Genomic DNA, 20,916 nt, shown 5'->3' on the forward strand with positions numbered 1-20,916 from the left:
CCCGCGCCAAAGTGATCCCGCGTGTTCTCGACAGGGGCTTCGACGGAGGCTAGAGGCTAGGTCGATTCTAGACGCCCAGAGGCTGCCGTGACGACGAAAAGTGCTGCAATACCAGCGTTCAGCTCGGCTGCCGCAAGTCCCGCGCTGACGGCTTCGGCGGCCGTCACCCTGATTGCGGCCGCTACCATCGCGGGCGCCTGGTTCTTCCAGCTCGTGCTGGAGATCCTGCCCTGCCCGCTGTGCCTGGAGCAGCGCTACGCCTACTATCTGGCGATCCCGCTCGGCGCGCTCACGGCGCTTGCCGCAAGAGGCGGCGCGCCGCGGCCGCTGCTCCTGGCCGGGCTCGCCGTGCTTGCGCTGGCGAGCTTGGCCAATGCCGGCCTCGGCACCTATCACGCCGGCGTCGAATGGGGGTTTTGGAAGGGCCCGACCGATTGCTCCGGTCCCGTTGTCAACCTCGGCTCGGCCTCCGATCTGCTGTCACGGCTCGACACGGTGAAGGTGATTCGCTGCGACGAGGTGCAGTGGCGTTTTCTTGGCCTCTCGCTGGCCGGCTACAACGTGCTCATCTCGCTTGCGATGGCGGCGATCGCGGCGTGGGGATTTGTCAAAACCGCGAAAAGCTAATCCCTCATGGTTCGAGACGTGCGCCTCAGGATGAGGATTGGCAGCTAATCATCCACGTCGTCCTGCGTGCGTCCGAACAGATGCACGATGCCGGGGGTTGCGATGGTCACGAACACGAAGCGTGACAGATGATGCGCGCCGACGAAGATCGGGTCGATGTGCAGGGTCAGCGCCAGCGCCAGCATCGCGTCCATCGCACCCGGCGCGAATGCGACGATGACGTCGGAAGATTTCACGTGGGTCGTCAGCGCCACGATCGCGACGAAGATACCGGAGACCGCGATCGCGATCGCGAACGAGCCGAGCGCCGCGTTGATGTGGCCGGCAAGGGTCTTGATCTTCATCCGCGCAAAACGGCTGCCGATCAGCGCGCCGATGCCGACCAGCGCCACGCCGCGTACCCAGTTCGGCAGGCCGCCTTCGATCCATCCCGCTCCGTGCAGCACGCTGGAGGCGATCATCGCACCGAACATCCAGCTCGCGGGAAATTTCGCGAGCCGCAACAAAAGCGATAGCGCGAGCGACGCGACGACGAGGATCAGGAGCTCGAACGGCGAGGCGATCGTGGTCGTGAGCGACGGCGCTGCCGAGGGCGCGACACCGCCGATCGCCAGCACCATCGGCAGTGCCGCGGTGAGGATGATCACGCGCATAGTCTGCACCACCGCGATCCCCGGCAGATCGGCGCCGCGTTCGACCGCCAGGATCGTGATCTGCGACAGCGCGCCTGGGCTTCCGGCGAGAAAAGCCGAGGTGCGGTCCCAGCCATGGATGCGTTGCAGGTAGTAGCTCGAGCCGAACGTCGAGCAGAAGGTCGCCAGCGCGAGCAGCCCGATCGTCAGCGGATAGGCGCTGACCTGCTGAATCAGATGACGTGAAACGACGGACCCCAGGGAGATGCCGAGCAGCACCAGCACGGTCTGCGTCAGGATCGGCGGTACCGCGAGCGGGCGGCCGGCGATCGCGGCGATCCCGACCGCGATCATGGCGCCGGATATCAATCCCCCCGGCAGGTTCGCGAACTGGAAGACCAGTCCGCCGACCCCGCCGATGACGAGCGTCTCGACCGCGCTTCTGATCTTGGCGCGGGACGGCGGCTCAATGGGCAGGGAGGCGGTGATCTGTTTCACACCGCCTTATGGCAAATCGGAAAGACGCGCACAATTGCGGCCATGTCATGCCGCAATGCGCGCTTCCAGGGGCGAATGTGACGGAATTACTTCGCGGCGGGGGCGGCGGTGCCGGCCTTCGCTTCCTTCATGCATTCGGAGCGGAATTTCTTGCGCTCCTTGCCGTGCAGGCCCTTCGCATCCGCCTGCTTGGAACATTCGAGCGATTCGGCCGAGTGCTGCTTCGGTGCCTTCTTGTCGGTCGTGGTGGCTGCAGTATCGCTCTTTGCGGCGGGCGCCGCGGTCTGCGCGAAGGCGGTGCCGGTGGCGAACAGGGAGGCGAGGGCGACGACGGCGAGGCGCGAGGCGAGGGTCATGTGTTGCACTCTTGGTTGCAAATTGAGAAGGCGGAGAACGTCGGCCCGCATTGCTGAACGCCACATGAATGGAGGGCGCACGGCGATCACTTAATTTTGGCCGCGAAAAGCATCGCTTCCTTGTCCAGTGCCGCCGACACGCTAGGATAGTGATCCCAATTTGCTTCCCCCGGGGCAGATCTAAGGAGGAGACGAGGATGACCAATCAGGCAAAATTGTTCTGCGCAATTGCGGCATCGAGCGTTGCGGCGTTGCTCGCGACCGCGCCGGCCCAGGCGCTGACCACGCAGGAATGCAGCGCCAAGTATCAGGCGGCCAAGAAGGACGGCACGCTTGGTAGCATGAAGTGGAATGATTTCCGGAAAGCCCAGTGCGGTGCGGATGCAAGCCCCGCCGCAGCTCCCGCTGCCGCCGCACCGGCGGCCCCGGCAGTAACTCCCGAACCTAAGCAGGCGAAGAAGGAAGCCGCTCCGCCCGCAACTGCGGCGCCGGCTGCCACTGGCCCCGCGATCTTCCCGAACGCGGTCGATCCGAAATACAGCAAGGAGACCGCCGGCAAGGCCCGCATGCATACGTGCGTCGACCAGTACAACGCCAACAAGGCGACCAACGGCAATGGCGGCCTGAAGTGGATCCAGAAAGGCGGTGGCTATTACAGCGAATGCACCAAGCGCCTGAAGGGCGCAGCCTAAGCTTTGAAGTAAGATGAGCGGCCGGGGCTATCCTCCGGCCGCTCAGTCGTTCGCCAGCAGCTTCTCGGCCGACTTTGCAATCATCTGTGCCCGCTTGCGCGGGCCACGCTCGACGAAGAGCATGCTCTGGCCGAACACGAAGCAGTAGAACAGGAAGGCCTGCGCATCGGCCTCATCGGCCCCGCGGCCCGCCTTGCGATAGAGTTCCGCGACATGTTTGAGGCGCGCCGCGTCGACGCTCGCCACCGCTGATGCCGCAGTCTCGTCGGCTCTCGCCCATTGCCGGATCGCAAGCTCGATCGCCATCGCGGCCGGGTTCATGCGTTCGGAATAAAGCTGGATCACCGCCTTCAGCCGCTCGCGCGGGCTTTGTCCGCCGAGGCTCGTCTGCTGCGCGATCGCTTCCGTGCGCCCCTCGCGCCAGCGTTCCAGCATTGCGCCAAGCAGCGCGGCGCGGTCGGCGAAGCGGCGGTAGAAGCCGCCTTTGGTGACGCCGAGATTTTTCGCGAGCACCTCGACCCGCACGCCCTCGACCCCAGTGCGGGCAAGCTCCGCGAAGGCCGCCTCGACCCAGACATCGCCTTTGGCATCACTCATGAATTCGCCTCTCACCGAGGTTTGATACGGTGCCGTATTGCTAACCCGCCATGGCCCTGATACGCTACCGTATCAAAAATCAAAAGGCGGGAACGGCGATGCAGGAGGCGACCTATCGCGGCACGGTCTATCCGTGGCAATGCGACCATGTCGGCCACATGAACATCATGTGGTATGTCGGCAAGTTCGACGAGGCCAACTGGAATCTGTTCGCGCGCCTCGGGTTGACGCCGAGCTATCTGCGCACCTCCGGCCGCGGCATGGCCGCAGTGCAGCAGAACATCACCTACAAGCGCGAGCTGCTCGCCGGCGACATCATCGAGGTCCGCAGCATCCTGCTCGAGGTCCGCGAGAAATTGATCCGCTTCCGGCACGACATGACCAACGCCGAGACCGGCGAGATATCAGCAACCTGCGAGATCACCGGCGTGCACATGGACCGCGAGGCCCGCAAGTCGACGCCATTCGACGCCGTGATCCGCGAGACTGCGATGAGGCATCTCGCCGAGCCGGTCATGGCGTGACGCGATGGCCACTTTCGAGCCGAAGAATCCGGATTTTCGCGCGGCCGCAGCCCGCCTGTTCGACGGACAGCCGGCGATGCGGACGCTCGGCATGTCGCTCGCGCACCTTGCGCCGGGCGAGGCGGCGCTGGCGATGGATTATGCAGCCGGCTTCACCCAGCAGAACGGCTTTGTCCATGCTGGCATCATCACCGCAGGCCTCGACAATGCCTGCGGCGTGGCCGCCTTCACGCTGATGCCGGGTGAGGCCGACATCCTCACCGTCGAGTTCAAGACGAACCTGCTCGCGCCGGCGCGGGGCGAGGGCTTCATCTTCAGGGCCGAGGTGGTCAAGCCTGGCCGCACGCTCACTTTCTGCGAGGCCAAGGCCTTCGCGCCGCAGGACGGTACGACGAGGCTGGTTGCGACCATGACCGCCACGCTGATGACGCTGATCCGCGGCGACGCCGCGCAGGCCGGCTCGCCCGCCTGAGCCAGAAGCAGGCGGGATGCCTGCAGTCGGTTTTTTCGGCTGTCATTGCCAGCGGGGCATTCTATATGCTTGTCCGTAACGTTTCTGCGCCTCTGGCCGTAGAAGTACCGACGGGCCGAATTGGGACGGGTTTATGACTGGACTTAAAGATAAACGGACGCGTCGCGAGGCGCTTGCGCTGATCGGAGCCGCTGCGGTGCTCGCAGGCGGTCTCCGGGTTGGCCGCGCCGCGACGGCCGATGACGATACGATCCTGACTGAAGCCGCCGTGCTGCGCGATCCCGACGTGCCCGTGATCGGCAATCGCGACGGCGACATCACCATCGTCGAGTGGTCCGACTATCAATGTCCCTATTGCCGACGCGTCGAGCCGGAGCTGCGCCAAATCGTCCAGGACGACGGCAAGGTCCGGCTGGTGCTGAAGGACTGGCCGATCCTCGGACCCGTCTCGGTGACTGCGGCGCGGCTGGCGCTCGCGGCCAAATTCCAGGACAAGTACGACCAGGCGCATGATGCGATGATGGGCGTGAACTCTCGCCTGACCGAGCCGCGCATCAACGAGCTGCTGGTGGGCGCCGGGGTCGACATGGATCGCCTCAAGCGTGATCTCACCGGCCGCGCCAAGGACATCGACGCGATCCTGAAACGCAACCACGATCAGGCCGTGGCCTTCGGCTTCAACGGCACGCCGTCCTTCATCGTCGGCAAATTCCGTGTGCCCGGCGTGCTCACCATGGCCGAGTTCGAGCAGGTGATCGCGGACGCGCGCAAGGCCAAGGCGGGCAAAGGCGACTGAGCGCCGCGCAGCAAGACAAGGGCGCCGTCGCGGATGGCGACGGCGCCCTGTCGATGGCTTGCTGAGTGCAAGCCGTTACTTCGACGAAATTCTCACCCAGTCCTTGTGCGCGCGATCAACGAGCGCGTCCCAATCGGCCTTCGCGACGTCCCAGTTGACGATGGTGCGACTGGTTGCAGCGACCTCGCTGTTGGCAGACGGCTGCATCGAATCGTGAATGTAGACGCCGATGCCGAGCAGCAGCGCGCCCAGGATCATTCCGAACAAAACTCTCATAGCGAACCTCCGGTGACCGGCAATAACGTTCAGTGCCGGACAAGAGTTCCCGGTCAGTGCGGCGAGGATAAGGACGACCTGTTCACGCGCCATTCAGCCATTGCAGCAGCTCCGCGTTGATCTCGCGCGGATAGCAATGGCTGAGATCGTCGATCTCGCGATAGGTGACGTCTGCGCCGGCGGCTGACAAGGCAGACTGGGTTTGCCGCGCGACCTGGACTGGAAACATCCAGTCGAGCTTGCCGTGAGTGATGAAAGTCGGCAGGCCCTGCAGGCGCGCGGCGTCCGCCATCTCCGCCATCAGCGGATGGAAGGTCGCCGAGACCGGCGCAAGATGCGTGAAGGGCGAGGCGGCCTCGAGGCCGCTGACATAGCAGAACGTGCCGCCGTCACTCATGCCGGTCAAAAGCAGGCGCGATGGATCGACATTCCACAGGCTGCGGACGGTTTCGAGGATGCGCGCGAGATTCGGCGTATCGGCGTCGTCGCCCATCAGCGCCCAGGTCGGCCCCGTCGCGGTCGGCGCGATCAGGATCGCACCGATGCTGCGCGCATCGCGCAGCCAGCTCCACAGGAAGCCGCGGCCATTGCCGCTGCCGCCATGCAGCGCCATCACCAGCGGCCAGGACCGCTCGGGCGTGTAATATTCCGGCACGTAGAGCGAGTAGCCGCCGCGGCTGCCGGGTTCGTTGTTACGATGGAAGATGCCGGTCTGCCCGGTGGGAGCCGCGGCCAGCCGGCCCAGGAGATTCTCGTCCGCGCGCATCTCGGCGTTGAGAAAGAAGCTGCTCACCGGCGGAAATTTTTGAGCAAGCGGATAGAGCGCTTCCTGCGCACGCGGCACGTGCCGCAGCGCGCGGAAGACGGCGACGAGATCACCATTGCCGGTTTGAACCGTCCGCAGGCCAACGAATGCGCCGAGCGTTTCCTCGCATGCGCGATCAAGCGAGCTTCGCATGTCGGCAAAGGCGTCTGGCCATTCGGAAAGCTGCGACCGCGCGGCCTGCAACGTCTCGTCCGGCGTGCCGATCGCAGACATGACGGAGTCGAAGGCTGGCGGGTGCAAATGCCGCGCGACGAAGCCGAGCGCGTTCAACGCATCGAGCAGCGGCGGCAGCACGGCCACGATGTCATCGACCACGGCCTCGCTCATCGGCTCGCGTTCCTGTCCGGCTTTGGCGCAGCCTTAATCAGTGCAGCCTCGGTGCCTTCAACAGCTTCATGCGGTCGGTCGAGGTCACCGTCACGTCGAAGGTGACGCCTTCGTGGTGCACCGTCAGCGGCACATCGACGCCCGCCGTGCCGAGCGACCACAGTTTGCGATAGAAGCCCGTCTGGCTGGTCACCTTCTCGCCATCGACGGCCAGGATGACGTCGCCGGTCTTGAGCTCGGCGCGCGCCGCTGGCCCGTTCGAGGAGATGCCGATGATCACCACGCGGCGATCGATCTCGGTCGAAAACAACCCGAGCCACGGCCGTGCCGGCTTGTTGACGCGGCCGAATTTACGCAAATCGTCCAGGATCGGCGTGAGCAGATCGATCGGCACGACCATGTTGACGTGCTCGGCCTTGCCATCGCGTTCGCGCTCGAGTTGCAGCGAGCCGATCCCGATCAGCTCGCCGCGATCGTTGAACAGCCCCGTGCCACCCCAGTTCGGATGGGCAGGATAGGTGAAGATCGCTTCATCCAGGAGATATTCCCAGTAGCCGGCGAATTCCTGTTTGGCCACGATCTGGCTCGCGACCGATCGCGTGCGCCCGCCGGCACCGCCGACCACGACGCGGTCGCCGGTTCTGGTCGCGGCCGACGAGCCGAGCGGAACTGGCGCGAGGTCGAGCTTGCCGAGCGCCTGCACCAGGCCGAAGCCGGTGACCTGGTCGAAACCCAGCACATGGCCTTCCATCACGCGTCCGTCGCCGAGATGCAGCCATACGGCTTCCGCCTCGGTAATGAGGTAGCCGATGGTCAGCACCAGTCCGTCATCGATCACGATGCCATTGCCGGCGCGCTCGGTGCCGAGCGTCTCGGCGCTGAAGGCATCCGCCGGGATGATGGAATGCAGGCCGACGACGGAGGAGAGCACACGGTCGAGATCGAATCCGTAGTCACCGGCACGCGGCTGATGTGCCGGCGGCACTCTCCATTCGGTCAGAGCGGGCATGGAGTTCTCTCCTTGCGAGTCTCTTGGCCTGGGCGTTCCAGCATTTGCGGCAACGAGCAAGGCGCGAAGTACGGTCACAATGTAAGCCTCGAAGGGCTGTCTTGAAAGACCGTCGGAACAGACGGCCAACGCGAATTGATGAAATTGGTGTCACAACTCGCGTGCCGCTTCGGCCGCATGGCAGGTGTCCCGGCCGGTGCTAGGCGGGCTGAAGCGAAGCTGCTAACCATTGCCGCTTCTCGTTTTGACCAAGGGATCACGGACCGAAGCATGGACAACCGCAGCGATATCTGGCGTGGCATTGATACGATCAAGGCGCGTTTCATCGACTTGAGCGACAAGGTCTGGGGAACGCCGGAGGTGTGCTACACCGAGGCGCGCTCCGCCGCCGAGCATCTTGCCGAGCTGCGGCATCAGGGCTTCCGCATCACCGAGAATGTCGCTGATATTCCGACCGCGCTGATAGGCGAGTGGGGCGAGGGCGGTCCGGTCATCGCTTTCATGGGCGAATATGACGCGTTGCCGGGTCTTAGCCAGGAGGCGGGCGTCGCGGAGCACCGTCCGGTCGAGACCGGCGGCCATGGTCACGGTTGCGGTCACAATCTGCTCGGCTCTGCCGCGCTGCTAGCGGCGACGGCGGTGAAGGACTGGCTCGCCGAGCACAAGGTACCCGGCCGCGTGCGTTATTACGGCTGCCCGGCAGAAGAAGGCGGCGCGGCCAAGGCCTTCATGGTGCGCTCCGGCGCATTCGAGGACGCCGACATCGCGATCACCTGGCATCCGCACAGCTTCTGGGAAGTCGCGGTGACGCCGTCGCTCGCCAACACGCGTGCCGATTTCATCTTCACCGGCCGCACCTCGCATGCGGCGGCTTCGCCGCATCTGGGCCGCTCCGCACTCGACGCGGTTGAGTTGATGAACGTCGGCGTCAACTACATGCGCGAGCACATGCCGAGCGACGCGCGCGTGCACTACGCGCTGCTCGATACCGGCGGCATCGCGCCGAACGTGGTGCAGGCCCATGCCCGCGTGCGCTACTCCATTCGTGCGCGCGATCTGCCCGGCATGAATGAACTCGTCGAGCGCGTGAGCAAGATCGCGCAGGGCGCAGCTCTGATGACCGAGACCAAGGTGGAGATGAAGATCATTTCCGCCGTCTCCAACATCCTGCCCAATGCGCCGCTGGAGCAGGCGCTGCACCGGGTCATGGAAGAGCTCGGACCGCCGCATTTCGACGATGCCGACAAGAATTTCGCCGGCCAGATTCGCGCAACGCTGAGCGACAAGGATATCGCGTCGGTCTATTACGCGATCGGCATGGAGCCGACGGAGCGGCCGCTCGCCGACTTCCTGGTGCCGCTCGATGCCAAGCGTAATCCGCTGGTCGGCTCGACCGACGTGGGTGACGTGAGCTGGGTGGTGCCGACGGTGCAGGTCCACGCACCGACGGTTGCAATCGGCACGCCCTTCCACACCTGGCAGGTGGTGGCGCAGGGCAAGAGCCCGCACGCCCACAAGGCAATGGTGCAGGCCGCCAAGGCGATGGCCGGCCTCGGCATCAAGGCGCTTACGGAGCCCGAACTGGTCAAGGCCGCGAAAGCGGATCTGACGAAGCGGACCGCCAAGACACCTTATGTTTGCCCACTGCCAGACCATATCGCGCCGCCGCTGGATATGTCCGTCGCGTAGAATTTCGTCTCGATACTTCGTCTGATCTGCCGAACAAATTTTCCGCAGTGCAGCGCTGATTAGCGGGCGTTTTACTGCCGAATTGCCGAACGGTTGGGCGACGAAGCGGAATTTTGCCCAAGCGGCAACCAGAAGACCGTTTGTATACGTACGGTCGCAGTTGACGCGCCCCCCATTCGGTGTGCCATCTACCGCCAGCCAACTAGGCGGCCGCACCTTGCGGCCGCCTGCATCCATATTGGAACTAGACGGGGGACCGCCATGCTGGACAAGAAACTGCGCGCAATGATCGACAAGGTGGCGGACGGCCGGATGGATCGCCGCGCCTTCATTCAGCGCATGGCCGCAGTAGGCCTTGCGGCGCCGCTGGCCAATCAGATCCTCGCACTCGGCGGCGTCGCCATGGCCGAGGGCCCCTCGACTTACAAGCCCACCAAGCGTGGCGGCGGCGGAGCGCTGAAGCTGCTGTGGTGGCAGGGCCCGACCCTCCTCAACCCGCATTTCGCCACCGGCACCAAGGACCAGGACGGCTCGCGCCTGTTCTACGAGCCGCTCGCCTGCTGGGATCCGGACGGCAACATGAAGCTGGTGCTCGCCGCCGAAATCCCCTCGATCCAGAACGGCGGGCTCGCTGCCGACGGCAAGTCGGTCACCTGGAAGCTCAAGCCCGGTGTCAAATGGCACGACGGCAAGCCCTTCACCGCCGACGACGTCGTGTTCAACTGGGAATATGCCAAGGATCCCGCGACGGCGGCGACCAGCATTGCCGTCTATCGCGATATCACGGTGGAGAAGGTCGACGATCTCACGGTCCGTATCCTGTTTCCCAAGCCGACCCCGTTCTGGGCCGACGCCTTCGTCGGCGCTGCGGTCGGACCGATCATCCCCAAGCATTTGTTTGAGGCGTACAAGGGCGCCAAATCCCGTGAAGCGCCGAACAACCTCTCGCCGGTTGGCACCGGCCCGTACAAGTTCATCGAGTTCAAGCCGGGCGATCTCGTGCGCGGCGAGCTCAATCCCGACTATCACATGCCGAACCGTCCCTATTTCGACACGCTCGAGATGAAGGGCGGCGGCGATGCCGTCTCGGCGGCGCGTGCCGTCATCCAGACCGGCGAATATGATTTCGGTTACAACATCCAGGTCGAAGACGACGTGCTGCTTCGCCTGGAGAAGGGCGGCAAGGGCAAGGCGGTCTACGCTGTCGGCGGCGATACCGAGTTCATCGTGCTGAACTCCACCGATCCCAACACCGAGGTGGACGGCGAGCGCTCCTCGATGAAGACCAAGCATCCGCTGTTCTCGGATCCCGCGGTGCGCAAGGCACTGACGATGCTGGTCGACCGCGAGGCGGTCAAAAAGGCGATCTACGGCCGCGCCGGACGGACCACCGCGAACTTCCTCAACGGTCCCGAAAAGTTCGTGTCGAAGAACAACACCTGGGAATTCAATATCGAGAAGGCGGCGAAGGTCCTCGACGACGCCGGCTGGAAGCCCGGTGCGGACGGCATTCGCGAGAAGGACGGCAAGAAGCTGAAGTTCCTCTACCAGACTTCGATCAACGGCCCGCGCCAGAAGACCCAGGCCATCGTCAAGCAGGCCTGCCAGAAGGCCGGTATCGACGTCGAGCTGAAATCGGTCGTCGCCTCCGTGTTCTTCTCCTCCGACGTCGGCAATCCCGACACCTATCCGAAGTTCTATGCGGATATGGAGATGTTCCAGATCCCGATGAGCCAGCCCGACCCGGCCCAACACATGCGCCGCTACATCTCGAGCAACGTCGCCACCAAGGAGAACAAGTGGCAGGGTCCCAACTTCACGCGCTGGGCCAACAAGGACTACGACGCGATCATCGAAGCCGCGGAAGGCGAGATGGATCCGATCAAGCGCGCGGAGCTCTACATCAAGGCCAATGATCTCCTGATCAAGGAGGTCGTCTTCATCCCGGTGCAGCATCGCCTCAAGGTGGAAGCCGCCGCCAATAACCTCGTGTGTATCGTCAGCGGCTGGGCCAACGAAACCGACAACCTGTTCGACTGGTACCGGGAGGTATGAGCGCGGGGCGTAGACGGGGTCTTTCCCTATGAGTCAGTATGTCCTGCGTCGCGTCTTGATCGCCATTCCGAGCCTGCTCGGCATCTCGCTCGTGTTGTTCGTGGTGCTGGCGCTTGCTCCGGGCGATCCGTTCTCGGAGCTGGCGACCAATCCGAACGTGCCGGCCGAAGTCGCAGCCTCCCTTCGGGCGAAGTTCGGCCTCGATGATCCGATCTATCTTCGCTACCTGCACTGGATCTCGGCCATGGCGCATGGCGACTGGGGCTTCTCCTTCGTCAGCCGGATGAACGTCGACCAGCTCATCCTCCAGCGCCTGCCGGCGACGCTCTACGTGGTCGGCTCGGCGCAGATCCTGGCGCTCCTGATCGCCATACCCGTCGGCGTCTACGCGGCGACCAAGCCATATTCGCTGTTCGACCAGATCGCCAACACGCTCGCCTTCGTCGGCTTCTCGCTGCCGACCTTCTTTACCGGCATCCTGTTCATCCTGATCTTCTCGGTCACGCTGGACTGGCTGCCCCTGGTCTACACCACCGATGTCAAGGGGACCGGGATCCACTGGGTGCTCGAGATGATCCGGCAGGCGATTATGCCTGTGGCGGTGCTCGGCCTGTTCCAGGCGGCTTCCATGACGCGCTTCGTGCGCTCGGCGATGCTCGATGTGATCCGGCTCGATTACGTCACCACCGCCCGCGCCAAGGGGCTCGGACAGGCCAAGGTGATCGTCAAGCACGTGATGCGCAACGCGATGATCCCGGTCGTCACGCTCATTGCGTTGCAGATGCCGGCCGTGTTCGGCGGCGCCATCGTCACCGAGCAGATCTTCCGCATCCCCGGCATCGGCTCGCTGCTCATTTCCTCCATCCTCGCCAACGACACGCCGGTGGTGATGGCCGTCACCTTCGTCTTCGCGTGCCTCGTTGTGCTGTTCAATCTCATCGCGGACGTCCTGTATGGCTGGCTTGACCCTCGCATCTCCCTCCGCTGAGACGGCCACCGAGCGGGCCGCCTACTCGCCCTGGCGCGAGACGTGGCGGCGTTTTCGCCGCCATCGGCTCGCCGTGCTCAGCGCGTTCCTGCTGCTGCTCCTGATCCTTGCGGTGCTGGTCGGCCCGTTGCTCTGGCGGGTCAAGATCAACGATATCGACATCGTGGCTGGGCTCCAGGGACCCTCGCTCGCCCACCCCTTCGGCACCGACGATCTCGGCCAGGACCTGCTGGCGCGCATGATCTACGGCGGCCGCATCTCGCTTGCGGTGGGCCTTGCCGCGATGCTGGTCTCGGTATTCGTCGGCACGCTGATCGGCGCGCTCGCCGGCATGTCGCGCGGTGCGCTCGGACATGGCCTGATGTGGCTCACCGATCTCTTCCTGTCGCTGCCGCCATTGCCGCTCTTGCTCCTGCTCATCTATCTCTTCCGCGACGGGCTGAAGGCGATGTTCGGCCCCGAAGGCGGCATCTTCATCCTGATCGTGCTCGTGATCGGCGGCCTGCGCTGGATGCCGGTCGCCCGTCTCGTGCGCGCGCAGTTCCTGTCGATCCGCGAGAAGGAATTTGTCGAGGCGGCACGCGCGCTCGGGGCGAGCCCGGTGCGGCAGGTGGTGCGCCACATCCTGCCCAATGCCGTGGGGCCGGTAATCATTGCTGGCACCATCGACGTCGCGGCCGCGATCATCGCGGAATCGACGCTGTCCTTCCTCGGCCTCGGCTTTCCGCCGGATACCCCGACCTGGGGACGGCTGCTCTATGATGCCAAGGATTTTCTCGACATCGGCCCGCACTGGGCGCTCTTTCCGGGCAGCGCGATCTTCATCGCGGTGGTCGCCATCAACTTTATCGGCGACGGCCTGCGTGACGCGCTCGATGCGCGACGGGTGATCTGATGGCGCCGCTGCTCGAAATCAAAGGGCTCAAGACCCACTTTTCGACCGACGACGGCATTTTGCAGGCCGTCGACGGCGTCGACATCTCCATCAACAGGGGCGAGACGCTCTGCGTCGTCGGCGAATCCGGCTGCGGCAAGACCGTGACTGCGATGTCGATCCTGAAGCTGATCGCGATGCCTCCCGGCCGCATCGCGGCCGGCGAGATCATCTTCGAAGGCCGCGATCTCGTGCCGCTGACGAGCCAGCAACTCGACGAGGTCCGCGCCAAGGAGATCGGCTTCATCTTCCAGGAGCCGATGACCTCGCTCAATCCGGTGCTGACGGTGGGCGAGCAGATCGCCGAGAGCCTGCGCCGCCACGAGGCAGTGACCAGGAAGCAGGCGCTCGATCGCACCATCGAAATGCTGAAGCTGGTGCAGATCCCGAATGCCGAAGGCCGCGTGCACAATTATCCGCATCAGTTCTCCGGCGGCATGCGCCAGCGCGTGATGATCGCGATGGCGCTCGCCTGCAAGCCCAAGCTCGTTATCGCCGATGAACCCACCACCGCGCTTGACGTCACCATCCAGGCGCAGATCCTCGATCTGCTCCAGGACATGAAGGAGCGTTTTGGCATGGCTGTGATGCTGATCACCCATGCCATGGGCGTCGTCGCCGAGACCGCACAGCGCGTCGTCGTGATGTATGCCGGCAAGGTGGTCGAGGAGGCGCTCGTCGACGACCTGTTCGGCGATCCCCGACATCCCTATACGCAAGGCCTGATCCGTTCGATCCCGCGCATCGATCTCGACAGCGAGCACAAGACGCGCCTCGAGGCGATCGGCGGCTCGGTGCCGATCCTGATCAATCCGCCGGTCGGTTGCCGCTTCGCGCCGCGCTGCCGCCACGCCATGAGCATCTGCACCGAGAAGGAGCCGCGTTTGCGCGAAATCGCCCCCGGCCACCGCATGGCCTGTCATCTGGGAGACGCGTCATGAGCGAACCCTTGCTGCGGGTCTCGGGCCTCAAGAAGCATTTTCCTGTGCTCGGCGGCCTGTTGTCACGCCAGGTCGGCAGCGTCTATGCGGTCGACGGCGTGTCGTTCTCGGTCAATCGCGGCGAGACGCTTGGTCTCGTCGGCGAATCCGGCTGCGGCAAGTCCACGACGGGACGCTGCGTGCTGCGCCTGATCGAGCCGACCGACGGCGAGGTGGTGTTCGACGGCCAGGACGTGCGCAAGCTCGGCGGCAATGATCTGCGCGCGATGCGGCGGAACATGCAGCTCGTGTTCCAGGACCCGTTCGCCTCGCTCAATCCGCGCATGACCGTGGGCGCGATCCTCGGCGAGGCCTTCACCATCCATAACCTTGCGTCATCGGCCAAGGAGCGCGAGGAGCGCGTAGCAGGCCTCCTGGTGAAGGTCGGGTTGAAGGCCGAGCACATGCGGCGCTACCCGCACGAATTCTCCGGCGGCCAGCGCCAGCGCATCGTGATTGCACGCGCGCTCGCGGTCGAGCCGAAACTGATCGTCTGCGACGAGCCGGTCTCCGCGCTCGACGTCTCGATCCAGGCGCAGGTGATCAACCTCTTGGAGGATCTCCAGGCCGAGCTGAACCTCACTTATCTCTTCGTCGCGCACGACCTCTCGGTGGTCGAGCACATCTCCGACCGCGTGGCCGTGATGTATCTCGGCCGCATCGTCGAACTCGCGAAAGCGAGCGATCTCTACCGCAACCCGCAGCATCCCTATACCAAGGCGCTGCTCTCGGCCGTGCCGGTGCCCGATCCCAAGCTCAAGCGCAACCGCATCCGCCTCAAGGGCGACGTACCGAGCCCGATGAATCCGCCAAAGGGCTGTCACTTCCACACCCGCTGCCCGATTGCCCAGCCGCGCTGCTCAGAGAGCGCGCCGGAGCTGAAGGAAGGGGCGGGCGGTCACGCCGTGGCGTGTCATCTGGTCTGACGGATGCGCTGAGTCACAGCGGTCCAACGCAAATGCAATGCGTGCACCGGCACGGGATTTCAGCGAATGAATGCGTTCGAGTTAGGCACTTCGATCGATTCTCTACCATTCGTCGACGGAAAGCCAACGCTGTGCGCGGCCTTTTATGTGACCCTTTATTTTGAAGACGGGCACCTCGAAGAAAAGCGCCAAGCCTGTATCGACTTGTTCGAGGATTACTCCAAAATGGGTGGAGAGGCGTTCAAGTGGCGTTGGTGTACTGATCCCAAGAGCCACAGATGGAGGCGTTTTGCACCAGACTATCACCCCCGCTGCTGGCACTTGGAGCTACAGGGAAACGTCTGGCAGTACTGCTATCACTCTGGCGAGACCTACGACAACTGTACGCCTTGGCGAATCTGCGCATTCGGCTATCCATTGTCGGCTCCGGGACACAAGTTGAGTTACTTCAATGCTGCCTGGCCGGTCAGCTGGCTTACAGACTTCTCTTCTTCCAAGGTAGCTACGTTCGTTGAAAATTGGTGCGCGCGTCTTCAGCCGTTGCATGGTAGCGGCGGCATTTGTGTCTTGTCCCCGCTTGACACAACGAGGGAGGCGCAGATGGCACCGCATGTGCGCGGTTTAGCGGAGCGATTTCCAGGTGTGGAGGTCGATTATCCAGCTAGCCATGCGCTTTACCTCCAAGACGGCATCAAGGGCGTCAATTGGCTAACTTGTCTTGGAGAACGCTGGATCGCGAAATTGGGAGGGGTGTCCAATTTCAAGAGCGCTCTAAGTGAGGAGCTGACCCTTCATGAGTATGCAGGCGGCGTGCTAATTCAGGCTGGTGCAATGCCTCAGATCGGGGACGCCTGCCTTCCGCAATACCGGCGGATGTCTCGTCTCCTGAAGCCGGTTCGTGTCCAGGATCATGGTTCCTTTCCCGGATTTGACAAAGAGGCTACCCGAGCGTGGTTCAATCGCTTCGACTAGGTGATACATCGCCCTGAAAATCCTTGGCGGCGTGTCAACTGGCTTGACGAAGCAGCACGCCGGTGAAGGCCTAGAGAAGGTCGTAGTCCGAAAGTGCCTGCCTGAAGGCCTTCGCAGAGGTGTGTCAGAGCTGCGTGCCGTCGCGATTGGCGCGCTTACCGCTTGTCGCGCAGGCCGTAATCCGCAAGTGCCTGCCGGAAAGCCGCTGTCGACGTGTGGTGATGAGCGAACAGGCCTGCTTCCCGCGCGCCGGCGACATTCTCCGCGAGGTCGTCGACGAAAAGAACCGCCTCACGCCTCGCCCGCAGCTCCGACAGGCAAAGGCGGTAGCATCGCGGGTCCGGCTTCGCCGCCTTGAACTGGGCGGAGGTGTAGGAGCTGGCGAACCAGGGAGAAGCCGATCACAGCGATCAGCAGGACGAGGCCAACGACGTAGGTCATTCGCACGGCGGCCGCCCGGCGCCAGGGGGCTAGCACGTCATCCTGCGACTTGCTCGCGAGCACCATCAGGGGGTGTTGGTCGCTTCGTTGATAGTAACTCAAGCGCTGCACGCCATCGAGCGGCGACTTGAAATAGTAGACAGAGGCGGCGGGCCGGCTGCTCCACTGTTTGAACAACGGTGCATTGGACAAGTCACGTCCGACATAGCTTGCGCTCTCGTCGTGGCTGCGCGCCAGCATGATGCCGTCATTGTTGAGCAGCGACGCCGAGCCGTTCGCTCCGACGTCGAATCGCTCATAGAACTTGACGAAATAGGCCACGTCGATCGTGATCAGGGCGACGCCGGCAAAACTGCCGTCAGGATGGTTGAAGCGCCGCGATGCCGTGACGATCCACTGGCCGCCGGAACGGCTCCTGATCGGCCGGCCGATCAGGGTGCTGCGGTCCGTCGAGGCACGATGACGCTGAAAATATTCCCGGTCGCTGTTGTTGAACTTGGAGAAGTCGATCTGCTCGGTCGTGGCGAGCCATCGGCCGGTTTCGTCATAGACGAAGATGCCGCGGATGCGATCCGATGATTTGCGGGTGGGCAGATAGGCCTGGAGCTTTGAAATCGTGTCGGGTCCCGTTCCATCGAGCTCGAGCCGATGGACGAGGCCGACCAGGAGCGTATCGGCAAGCTCGAATGTGTCGTCCGCATGCTGCACTAGCGAGTGGGCGAGATTGGCCACGTCCACTTCGGCATTCCTGAGCTCGGCGTTCCGCGTCTCCCATTCGCGCCAGCCGCTCAAGGCCAGAATGGCGATGCAGATCAGCACCACGAATCCCGCCGCCCAGAACGGCAGGCGGGTTTTGCCGAGTTCGCCACGGCTTGTGGGCATCCGGTTTGCTCCGATTCGGCGCAAACCTCTCACTGTCGCCTTAACGGCTTGTTGCATCATCCGCGCTGATTGCACGGAGTCCGTACTCGAGCGGACGATTCCCCGATGTTTCGACGGATTATCGTGGGGCGACGTTAACCGTGCCGCGGCTCGCGCAGCGGTCGCGCTTTTTGTGCCAGGCTCACGCTTCCAGCGTGAAGCCGACGCGCAGCGTGACCTGGTAGTGTCGGACGGTGCCGTTCTCGATATGGCCGCGCGTCTGCACGACCTCGAACCATTTCATCTCACGGATGGTTTTTGCAGCGCGGCTGATCGCGTTCTGGATCGCGTCCTCGATCGACTTTTCCGACGATCCGACCAGTTCCAGGATCTTGTAGACGTGATCCTTGTCTTGAGCGGGCATGACGAACCTCCATGAGTGGCGGCAGGGCGCAAGTCAGGATTTCCGTCTGTAGAGACTAAACTGCGCCTGAACGAAGTCCAAGGGTGAACTCGGGTGAACTCGGGTGAACGCGCAGCCTGCACGCGGGTTTCTAGTCGGGCACATGGAGGGCATCGCCGAGGGCACTGCGCGGCAGGTGACCCGCGCTGCCGTCATGAACGGCTGCCTCATCGCGCAACAGCCATCGCAGCTGCAGCGCGAGCACGGCCATCAAGGCAAAGCCGGCCATGGCGGGCGCGGCTTGCTGACCCGACGCCTGCGTCGACAGCACGAGCCCATAGGCGCCGGCGAGCAGGATCAGCCCGAACAGGGTGCTGCGTTCGCGCGGCGTCGCGATGCGGGCAAGATCGGGCAGGGCGAGCGCAAGGCCGATCCCCAGTATCGGCAGGTCGTAGTCGTAGGCGTAGGGGCTGATCATCACCGAGGCCATCGCGGTGACGCCGAGCGCGAAGGCGGGGGAGATCGCGCGATAAGCGCCGAGCACGACTGCTAGCAGCGCAAGGGCCGCGACGCCGACCTGTGCCCAGAAGTCACCCGCAGCCGGAATGCCTGCCGTATGCAGTGCCGCAAAGGCCGAAATCATCCGGAAGAGCTGATAGTGACCTTGATCGAGATAGCTCGCCGATTCCTTCACTGAGCCGATCAGCGCGCTCCAGATTTGCGGTCCGAAGATGAGCGTGCAAACAAGCGAGCTCACCAGGACCACTGTTACGGCAGCGGTAATCGCAGTCCAGCGGCGCGTCGCCAGCAGATAGACGGCGGCGGCAATCGCAAGGTGCGGCTTGATCACCATCGCGCCGAGCGCAAGGCCTGCAAGCACCGGGCGCTTCTGCAAGGTGAGGCAGAACAGGCCGATCAGCGCACCGGTAAGAAAGCCGTTCTGGCCGCAGCCGATCGTGACCGCGAGCGCGGGAAACGAGATGATCAGGACTTGCACGAGATTCTCGCGAGCGATCGCGCGCAGCGTGACGAGATAGAGCGCGAGCGTTACCGCGGTGAACAACAGATACGCTGCGCCGACCGGCAGCAAAGCGAGCGGCGCAAGCAGCAGGTCGAATTGCGGCGGATAGGTCCAGGGCATCACCCCGGTCGTGCCGCCAGCCGCCTCCCCCTGCATCCTGCCGAAGGTCGCGAGCCGATAGACCTCGCCGACATCGCCGAGCCAGACCCGCTGCGCCACGATGTGAAACGCGTCGAAATCGGCGAGCTCGCGCAAGTGCCAGGGACCGACCCGCGCGAACCAGAACATCTTGACGGCAACGAGCGCCGCCAGCGCTGCGAGGATAACGCGCACATAGATCGTCCGCCGCGACGGCGAGGACTGAATCTGCTCCAGCGCTTCGGCAAGCATGACGATCTCGGGCCCGGCGGCGGCGTGCAGCACCCTGCATCGCCCATCAGGCCCAAGATTGCCGTGCGAGGCTTAAAGGACGGTAACGAACCTGAAAGGATTTTGCGACCGCGAGGCGCGGCCTATCGGCCTTGCGATCGGGCCTCGCGCGCCAGCCGTTCCGCCCTCAGCCGCTCCATGTTGGAATAGAGCGCCTTCTGCGCAGCCTCATGCTCACGCATGGCCTGCTCCGCGTCAGCCCGTCGTGCCTCATCGCGCGCCCTGCGCTCGTCAGGCGTGAGAATGCGGGGCGGTCGTACCGAATGATCAACTGTCATGGGAACATAACGCACGGCAGGCCGGCGGGTTCCCATTGCCCACCATGCGCTTAAACTAGCGCCAGCGCCCGAAGTCACCGGTCGGATCCTCAGGTTCGCGCTTCTCCGGCCAGAAATCGCCGGTTGGGCCGGCCGGCCCGCGCTCGCGCATCTGCTCCGCTACCTTGCACACCTTTGTCAGCATCGTCTCGGTATTCTTGTGGCCGCTCTTGAGCTGGTCGGTAATCCCCGTCGGAATCCCGCATGTCGTCGCATGCGAATCCACAAATTTGATGAGACCGCTCTCGGCCTGGCTGAAATCCCCGATCAGCTTGCAGGCTTCATCCGGCGGCGCATGCCGATCGCTGGCGGACTTGATCAGCTTGCCTCGCCTTTCGGCCTCTTCGCGCAGGGGAAGAAATTCTTTCCTGCATTCGTCAGCGATCGATGGTGGCTTGATGCCGGACAGTGGCGCGGTTGCGGCTCCAGTGCCGCTCGTGGCCGTGCCGTCCGGCCCGTTCGTCTGCCCGGGTAACGGCGCTGGAAACGGATCCTGCGCCTGTACGCCAGCCGCGGTAATGGCCAGGATCGCGGAAACTGCAAACGAGTTTATGAGGCTGCGTGAGGTCAACGCCGGTTCTCCGCCAGATGACGCGCGGATCCTATGGATCCAACTCCGTATCCCAGTAGAGATAGTCGAGCCAGCTATCGTGCAGATAGTTCGGCGGGAAGAGGCGGCCGTTGCGGTGGAGCTGGTGGACGGTCGGCGCGAACGCCGTCTGCCTCGGAAACATCTTTGCCTGCGCCGGCGTGAGATTGCCCTTGCGCAAATTGCAGGGCGAGCAGGCCGCGACCACGTTCTCCCAGGTGGTCTGGCCGCCTTTGCTGCGCGGGATGATGTGATCGAAGGTGAGGTCCTCGGGCGAGCCGCAATATTGGCAATTGAAGCGGTCGCGAAGGAAGACGTTGAAACGGGTAAAGGCAGGATGGGTGGTCGGCTTGACGAAGGATTTGAGCGAGACGACGCTCGGCAGCTGCATCTCCAGCGTCGGACTTCGTACCGCCTGGTCGTAATGCGCGACGATGTTGACGCGATCGAGAAACACCGCCTTGATCGCGTCCTGCCACGACCAGAGAGACAGTGGGTAGTAGCTCAGCGGCCGGAAGTCCGCATTCAGCACCAAGACCGGCCAACTGCCTTGCGAGACATGTGCGTTCAAGTAACGCTCCTGGCCTCCAATCGCTGCGAAGCAGCATGTGTTGACATACTACATGCAGCGTGACGGGATTGTGAAGCCCGCTGAGCGACTTATTCAGGCCCGCCGCGC

At 63.8% G+C, this 20,916-nt stretch carries 23 protein-coding genes and 2 pseudogenes; 12 read left to right on the forward strand and 13 right to left on the reverse strand.

The genetic code is table 11. The features are described from left to right. Nucleotides 1-87: 87 nt before the first annotated feature. Entirely contained in the window at nucleotides 88-627 is a 540-nt protein-coding gene (locus NLN62_RS25535) for a disulfide bond formation protein B (RefSeq protein ID WP_254110650.1), read from the forward strand. 44 nt (nucleotides 628-671) lie between these two features. Here the strand turns inward: NLN62_RS25535 and NLN62_RS25540 are convergent, their stop codons facing one another. Beyond that, nucleotides 672-1,757, reverse strand: coding sequence for an AbrB family transcriptional regulator (locus NLN62_RS25540; RefSeq protein ID WP_254110651.1), 1,086 nt, complete (start codon nucleotides 1,755-1,757; stop codon nucleotides 672-674). Between the two features lie 86 nt (nucleotides 1,758-1,843). Further along, nucleotides 1,844-2,113, reverse strand: a complete 270-nt coding sequence (locus NLN62_RS25545; RefSeq protein WP_027522116.1) for a PsiF family protein — start codon at nucleotides 2,111-2,113, stop codon at nucleotides 1,844-1,846. Nucleotides 2,114-2,310: 197 nt separating this feature from the next. Between NLN62_RS25545 and NLN62_RS25550 the strand changes: the two genes are divergently transcribed. Beyond that, nucleotides 2,311-2,805 carry a hypothetical protein gene (locus NLN62_RS25550; protein ID WP_027522117.1) on the forward strand — a complete coding sequence of 165 codons (495 nt, stop codon included), beginning with the start codon at nucleotides 2,311-2,313 and terminating at the stop codon, nucleotides 2,803-2,805. Between the two features lie 42 nt (nucleotides 2,806-2,847). Here NLN62_RS25550 and NLN62_RS25555 read toward each other — a convergent pair whose 3' ends face one another. Continuing rightward, nucleotides 2,848-3,402 (reverse strand): TetR/AcrR family transcriptional regulator, encoded by a 555-nt coding sequence (locus tag NLN62_RS25555; protein WP_027522118.1) that lies wholly within the window; start codon nucleotides 3,400-3,402, stop codon nucleotides 2,848-2,850. Nucleotides 3,403-3,500: 98 nt separating this feature from the next. Between NLN62_RS25555 and NLN62_RS25560 the strand changes: the two genes are divergently transcribed. The 3 genes from NLN62_RS25560 to NLN62_RS25570 all read left to right on the forward strand — a co-directional run bounded on the left by NLN62_RS25560 (nucleotide 3,501) and on the right by NLN62_RS25570 (nucleotide 5,194). Further along, complete coding sequence (locus tag NLN62_RS25560; protein ID WP_027522119.1) at nucleotides 3,501-3,926, forward strand: thioesterase family protein; 426 nt, start codon at nucleotides 3,501-3,503, stop codon at nucleotides 3,924-3,926. A 4-nt stretch (nucleotides 3,927-3,930) separates the two neighbouring features. After that, a complete protein-coding gene (locus NLN62_RS25565; RefSeq protein WP_254110652.1) occupies nucleotides 3,931-4,398 on the forward strand; it encodes a PaaI family thioesterase in 468 nt (155 codons plus the stop codon). A 133-nt stretch (nucleotides 4,399-4,531) separates the two neighbouring features. Further along, nucleotides 4,532-5,194, forward strand: coding sequence for a DsbA family protein (locus NLN62_RS25570; RefSeq protein WP_254110653.1), 663 nt, complete (start codon nucleotides 4,532-4,534; stop codon nucleotides 5,192-5,194). Between the two features lie 75 nt (nucleotides 5,195-5,269). On the opposite strand, the gene NLN62_RS25575 is transcribed toward NLN62_RS25570, so the two are convergent. The 3 genes from NLN62_RS25575 to NLN62_RS25585 all read right to left on the reverse strand — a co-directional run bounded on the left by NLN62_RS25575 (nucleotide 5,270) and on the right by NLN62_RS25585 (nucleotide 7,632). Then, nucleotides 5,270-5,470, reverse strand: a complete 201-nt coding sequence (locus NLN62_RS25575; RefSeq protein ID WP_254110654.1) for a hypothetical protein — start codon at nucleotides 5,468-5,470, stop codon at nucleotides 5,270-5,272. A gap of 82 nt (nucleotides 5,471-5,552) precedes the next feature. Then, nucleotides 5,553-6,623, reverse strand: a complete 1,071-nt coding sequence (locus NLN62_RS25580) for a phospholipase (protein WP_254110655.1) — start codon at nucleotides 6,621-6,623, stop codon at nucleotides 5,553-5,555. A 37-nt stretch (nucleotides 6,624-6,660) separates the two neighbouring features. Further along, nucleotides 6,661-7,632, reverse strand: coding sequence for a S1C family serine protease (locus tag NLN62_RS25585; protein WP_027522124.1), 972 nt, complete (start codon nucleotides 7,630-7,632; stop codon nucleotides 6,661-6,663). Between the two features lie 270 nt (nucleotides 7,633-7,902). Between NLN62_RS25585 and NLN62_RS25590 the strand changes: the two genes are divergently transcribed. The 7 genes from NLN62_RS25590 to NLN62_RS25620 all read left to right on the forward strand — a co-directional run bounded on the left by NLN62_RS25590 (nucleotide 7,903) and on the right by NLN62_RS25620 (nucleotide 16,176). Then, entirely contained in the window at nucleotides 7,903-9,321 is a 1,419-nt protein-coding gene (locus NLN62_RS25590; protein ID WP_254110656.1) for a M20 family metallopeptidase, read from the forward strand. 261 nt (nucleotides 9,322-9,582) lie between these two features. Then, on the forward strand, nucleotides 9,583-11,376 hold the full coding sequence (locus tag NLN62_RS25595) for a peptide ABC transporter substrate-binding protein (RefSeq protein WP_254110657.1): 1,794 nt from the start codon (nucleotides 9,583-9,585) through the stop codon (nucleotides 11,374-11,376). Between the two features lie 28 nt (nucleotides 11,377-11,404). Beyond that, a complete protein-coding gene (locus NLN62_RS25600) occupies nucleotides 11,405-12,364 on the forward strand; it encodes an ABC transporter permease (protein ID WP_027522127.1) in 960 nt (319 codons plus the stop codon). Beyond that, nucleotides 12,330-13,259 carry an ABC transporter permease gene (locus NLN62_RS25605; protein ID WP_027522128.1) on the forward strand — a complete coding sequence of 310 codons (930 nt, stop codon included), beginning with the start codon at nucleotides 12,330-12,332 and terminating at the stop codon, nucleotides 13,257-13,259. Before NLN62_RS25600 ends, NLN62_RS25605 begins: the two co-directional genes overlap by 35 nt. Continuing rightward, on the forward strand, nucleotides 13,259-14,239 hold the full coding sequence (locus NLN62_RS25610; RefSeq protein WP_254110658.1) for an ABC transporter ATP-binding protein: 981 nt from the start codon (nucleotides 13,259-13,261) through the stop codon (nucleotides 14,237-14,239). The genes NLN62_RS25605 and NLN62_RS25610 overlap by 1 nt, the downstream gene beginning before the upstream one ends. After that, on the forward strand, nucleotides 14,236-15,204 hold the full coding sequence (locus NLN62_RS25615; RefSeq protein WP_027522130.1) for an ABC transporter ATP-binding protein: 969 nt from the start codon (nucleotides 14,236-14,238) through the stop codon (nucleotides 15,202-15,204). The genes NLN62_RS25610 and NLN62_RS25615 overlap by 4 nt, the downstream gene beginning before the upstream one ends. Before the next feature lie 66 nt (nucleotides 15,205-15,270). Beyond that, nucleotides 15,271-16,176 carry a type VI immunity family protein gene (locus tag NLN62_RS25620; protein ID WP_254110659.1) on the forward strand — a complete coding sequence of 302 codons (906 nt, stop codon included), beginning with the start codon at nucleotides 15,271-15,273 and terminating at the stop codon, nucleotides 16,174-16,176. Nucleotides 16,177-16,331: 155 nt separating this feature from the next. On the opposite strand, the pseudogene NLN62_RS25625 reads toward NLN62_RS25620, so the two are convergent. The 7 genes and pseudogenes from NLN62_RS25625 to NLN62_RS25655 form a co-directional block, all read right to left on the reverse strand. Beyond that, nucleotides 16,332-16,568, reverse strand: a pseudogene (locus tag NLN62_RS25625) (HAD-IA family hydrolase); the annotation flags it as partial. After that, nucleotides 16,552-17,499, reverse strand: a pseudogene (locus NLN62_RS25630) (cache domain-containing protein); the annotation flags it as partial. The pseudogenes NLN62_RS25625 and NLN62_RS25630, both read right to left, overlap by 17 nt. A gap of 181 nt (nucleotides 17,500-17,680) precedes the next feature. Further along, on the reverse strand, nucleotides 17,681-17,902 hold the full coding sequence (locus tag NLN62_RS25635; protein ID WP_027522131.1) for a dodecin: 222 nt from the start codon (nucleotides 17,900-17,902) through the stop codon (nucleotides 17,681-17,683). A 130-nt stretch (nucleotides 17,903-18,032) separates the two neighbouring features. Next, a complete protein-coding gene (locus tag NLN62_RS25640; protein WP_254110660.1) occupies nucleotides 18,033-19,325 on the reverse strand; it encodes a glycosyltransferase family 87 protein in 1,293 nt (430 codons plus the stop codon). Nucleotides 19,326-19,414: 89 nt separating this feature from the next. Then, nucleotides 19,415-19,609: a hypothetical protein gene (locus NLN62_RS25645; RefSeq protein WP_027522132.1), complete on the reverse strand. Its 195-nt coding sequence runs from the start codon at nucleotides 19,607-19,609 to the stop codon at nucleotides 19,415-19,417. Between the two features lie 55 nt (nucleotides 19,610-19,664). Next, complete coding sequence (locus NLN62_RS25650) at nucleotides 19,665-20,219, reverse strand: hypothetical protein (RefSeq protein ID WP_254110661.1); 555 nt, start codon at nucleotides 20,217-20,219, stop codon at nucleotides 19,665-19,667. A gap of 31 nt (nucleotides 20,220-20,250) precedes the next feature. Next, the gene (locus NLN62_RS25655; protein ID WP_027522133.1) at nucleotides 20,251-20,808 is read right to left on the reverse strand and encodes an HNH endonuclease; all 558 of its coding nucleotides are present in this window, start codon (nucleotides 20,806-20,808) and stop codon (nucleotides 20,251-20,253) included. Nucleotides 20,809-20,916: the final 108 nt, after the last annotated feature.

This window comes from Bradyrhizobium sp. CCGUVB23, assembly GCF_024199885.1.
Classification (GTDB): Bacteria; Pseudomonadota; Alphaproteobacteria; order Rhizobiales; family Xanthobacteraceae; genus Bradyrhizobium.

Excerpts from the sequence above, each read along its gene's own strand:
- NLN62_RS25590 (WP_254110656.1), top strand. The coding sequence starts at position 7,903 with ATGGACAACCGCAGCGATATCTGGCGTGGCATTGATACGATCAAGGCG.
- NLN62_RS25570 (WP_254110653.1), top strand. The coding sequence starts at position 4,532 with ATGACTGGACTTAAAGATAAACGGACGCGTCGCGAGGCGCTTGCGCTG.
- NLN62_RS25555 (WP_027522118.1), bottom strand. The coding sequence starts at position 3,402 with ATGAGTGATGCCAAAGGCGATGTCTGGGTCGAGGCGGCCTTCGCGGAG.
- NLN62_RS25645 (WP_027522132.1), bottom strand. The coding sequence starts at position 19,609 with ATGACAGTTGATCATTCGGTACGACCGCCCCGCATTCTCACGCCTGAC.
- NLN62_RS25635 (WP_027522131.1), bottom strand. The coding sequence starts at position 17,902 with ATGCCCGCTCAAGACAAGGATCACGTCTACAAGATCCTGGAACTGGTC.
- NLN62_RS25620 (WP_254110659.1), top strand. The coding sequence starts at position 15,271 with ATGAATGCGTTCGAGTTAGGCACTTCGATCGATTCTCTACCATTCGTC.
- NLN62_RS25550 (WP_027522117.1), top strand. The coding sequence starts at position 2,311 with ATGACCAATCAGGCAAAATTGTTCTGCGCAATTGCGGCATCGAGCGTT.
- NLN62_RS25615 (WP_027522130.1), top strand. The coding sequence starts at position 14,236 with ATGAGCGAACCCTTGCTGCGGGTCTCGGGCCTCAAGAAGCATTTTCCT.
- NLN62_RS25605 (WP_027522128.1), top strand. The coding sequence starts at position 12,330 with ATGGCTGGCTTGACCCTCGCATCTCCCTCCGCTGAGACGGCCACCGAG.
- NLN62_RS25565 (WP_254110652.1), top strand. The coding sequence starts at position 3,931 with ATGGCCACTTTCGAGCCGAAGAATCCGGATTTTCGCGCGGCCGCAGCC.
- NLN62_RS25595 (WP_254110657.1), top strand. The coding sequence starts at position 9,583 with ATGCTGGACAAGAAACTGCGCGCAATGATCGACAAGGTGGCGGACGGC.
- NLN62_RS25610 (WP_254110658.1), top strand. The coding sequence starts at position 13,259 with ATGGCGCCGCTGCTCGAAATCAAAGGGCTCAAGACCCACTTTTCGACC.
- NLN62_RS25585 (WP_027522124.1), bottom strand. The coding sequence starts at position 7,632 with ATGCCCGCTCTGACCGAATGGAGAGTGCCGCCGGCACATCAGCCGCGT.
- NLN62_RS25575 (WP_254110654.1), bottom strand. The coding sequence starts at position 5,470 with ATGAGAGTTTTGTTCGGAATGATCCTGGGCGCGCTGCTGCTCGGCATC.
- NLN62_RS25600 (WP_027522127.1), top strand. The coding sequence starts at position 11,405 with ATGAGTCAGTATGTCCTGCGTCGCGTCTTGATCGCCATTCCGAGCCTG.
- NLN62_RS25560 (WP_027522119.1), top strand. The coding sequence starts at position 3,501 with ATGCAGGAGGCGACCTATCGCGGCACGGTCTATCCGTGGCAATGCGAC.
- NLN62_RS25545 (WP_027522116.1), bottom strand. The coding sequence starts at position 2,113 with ATGACCCTCGCCTCGCGCCTCGCCGTCGTCGCCCTCGCCTCCCTGTTC.
- NLN62_RS25580 (WP_254110655.1), bottom strand. The coding sequence starts at position 6,623 with ATGAGCGAGGCCGTGGTCGATGACATCGTGGCCGTGCTGCCGCCGCTG.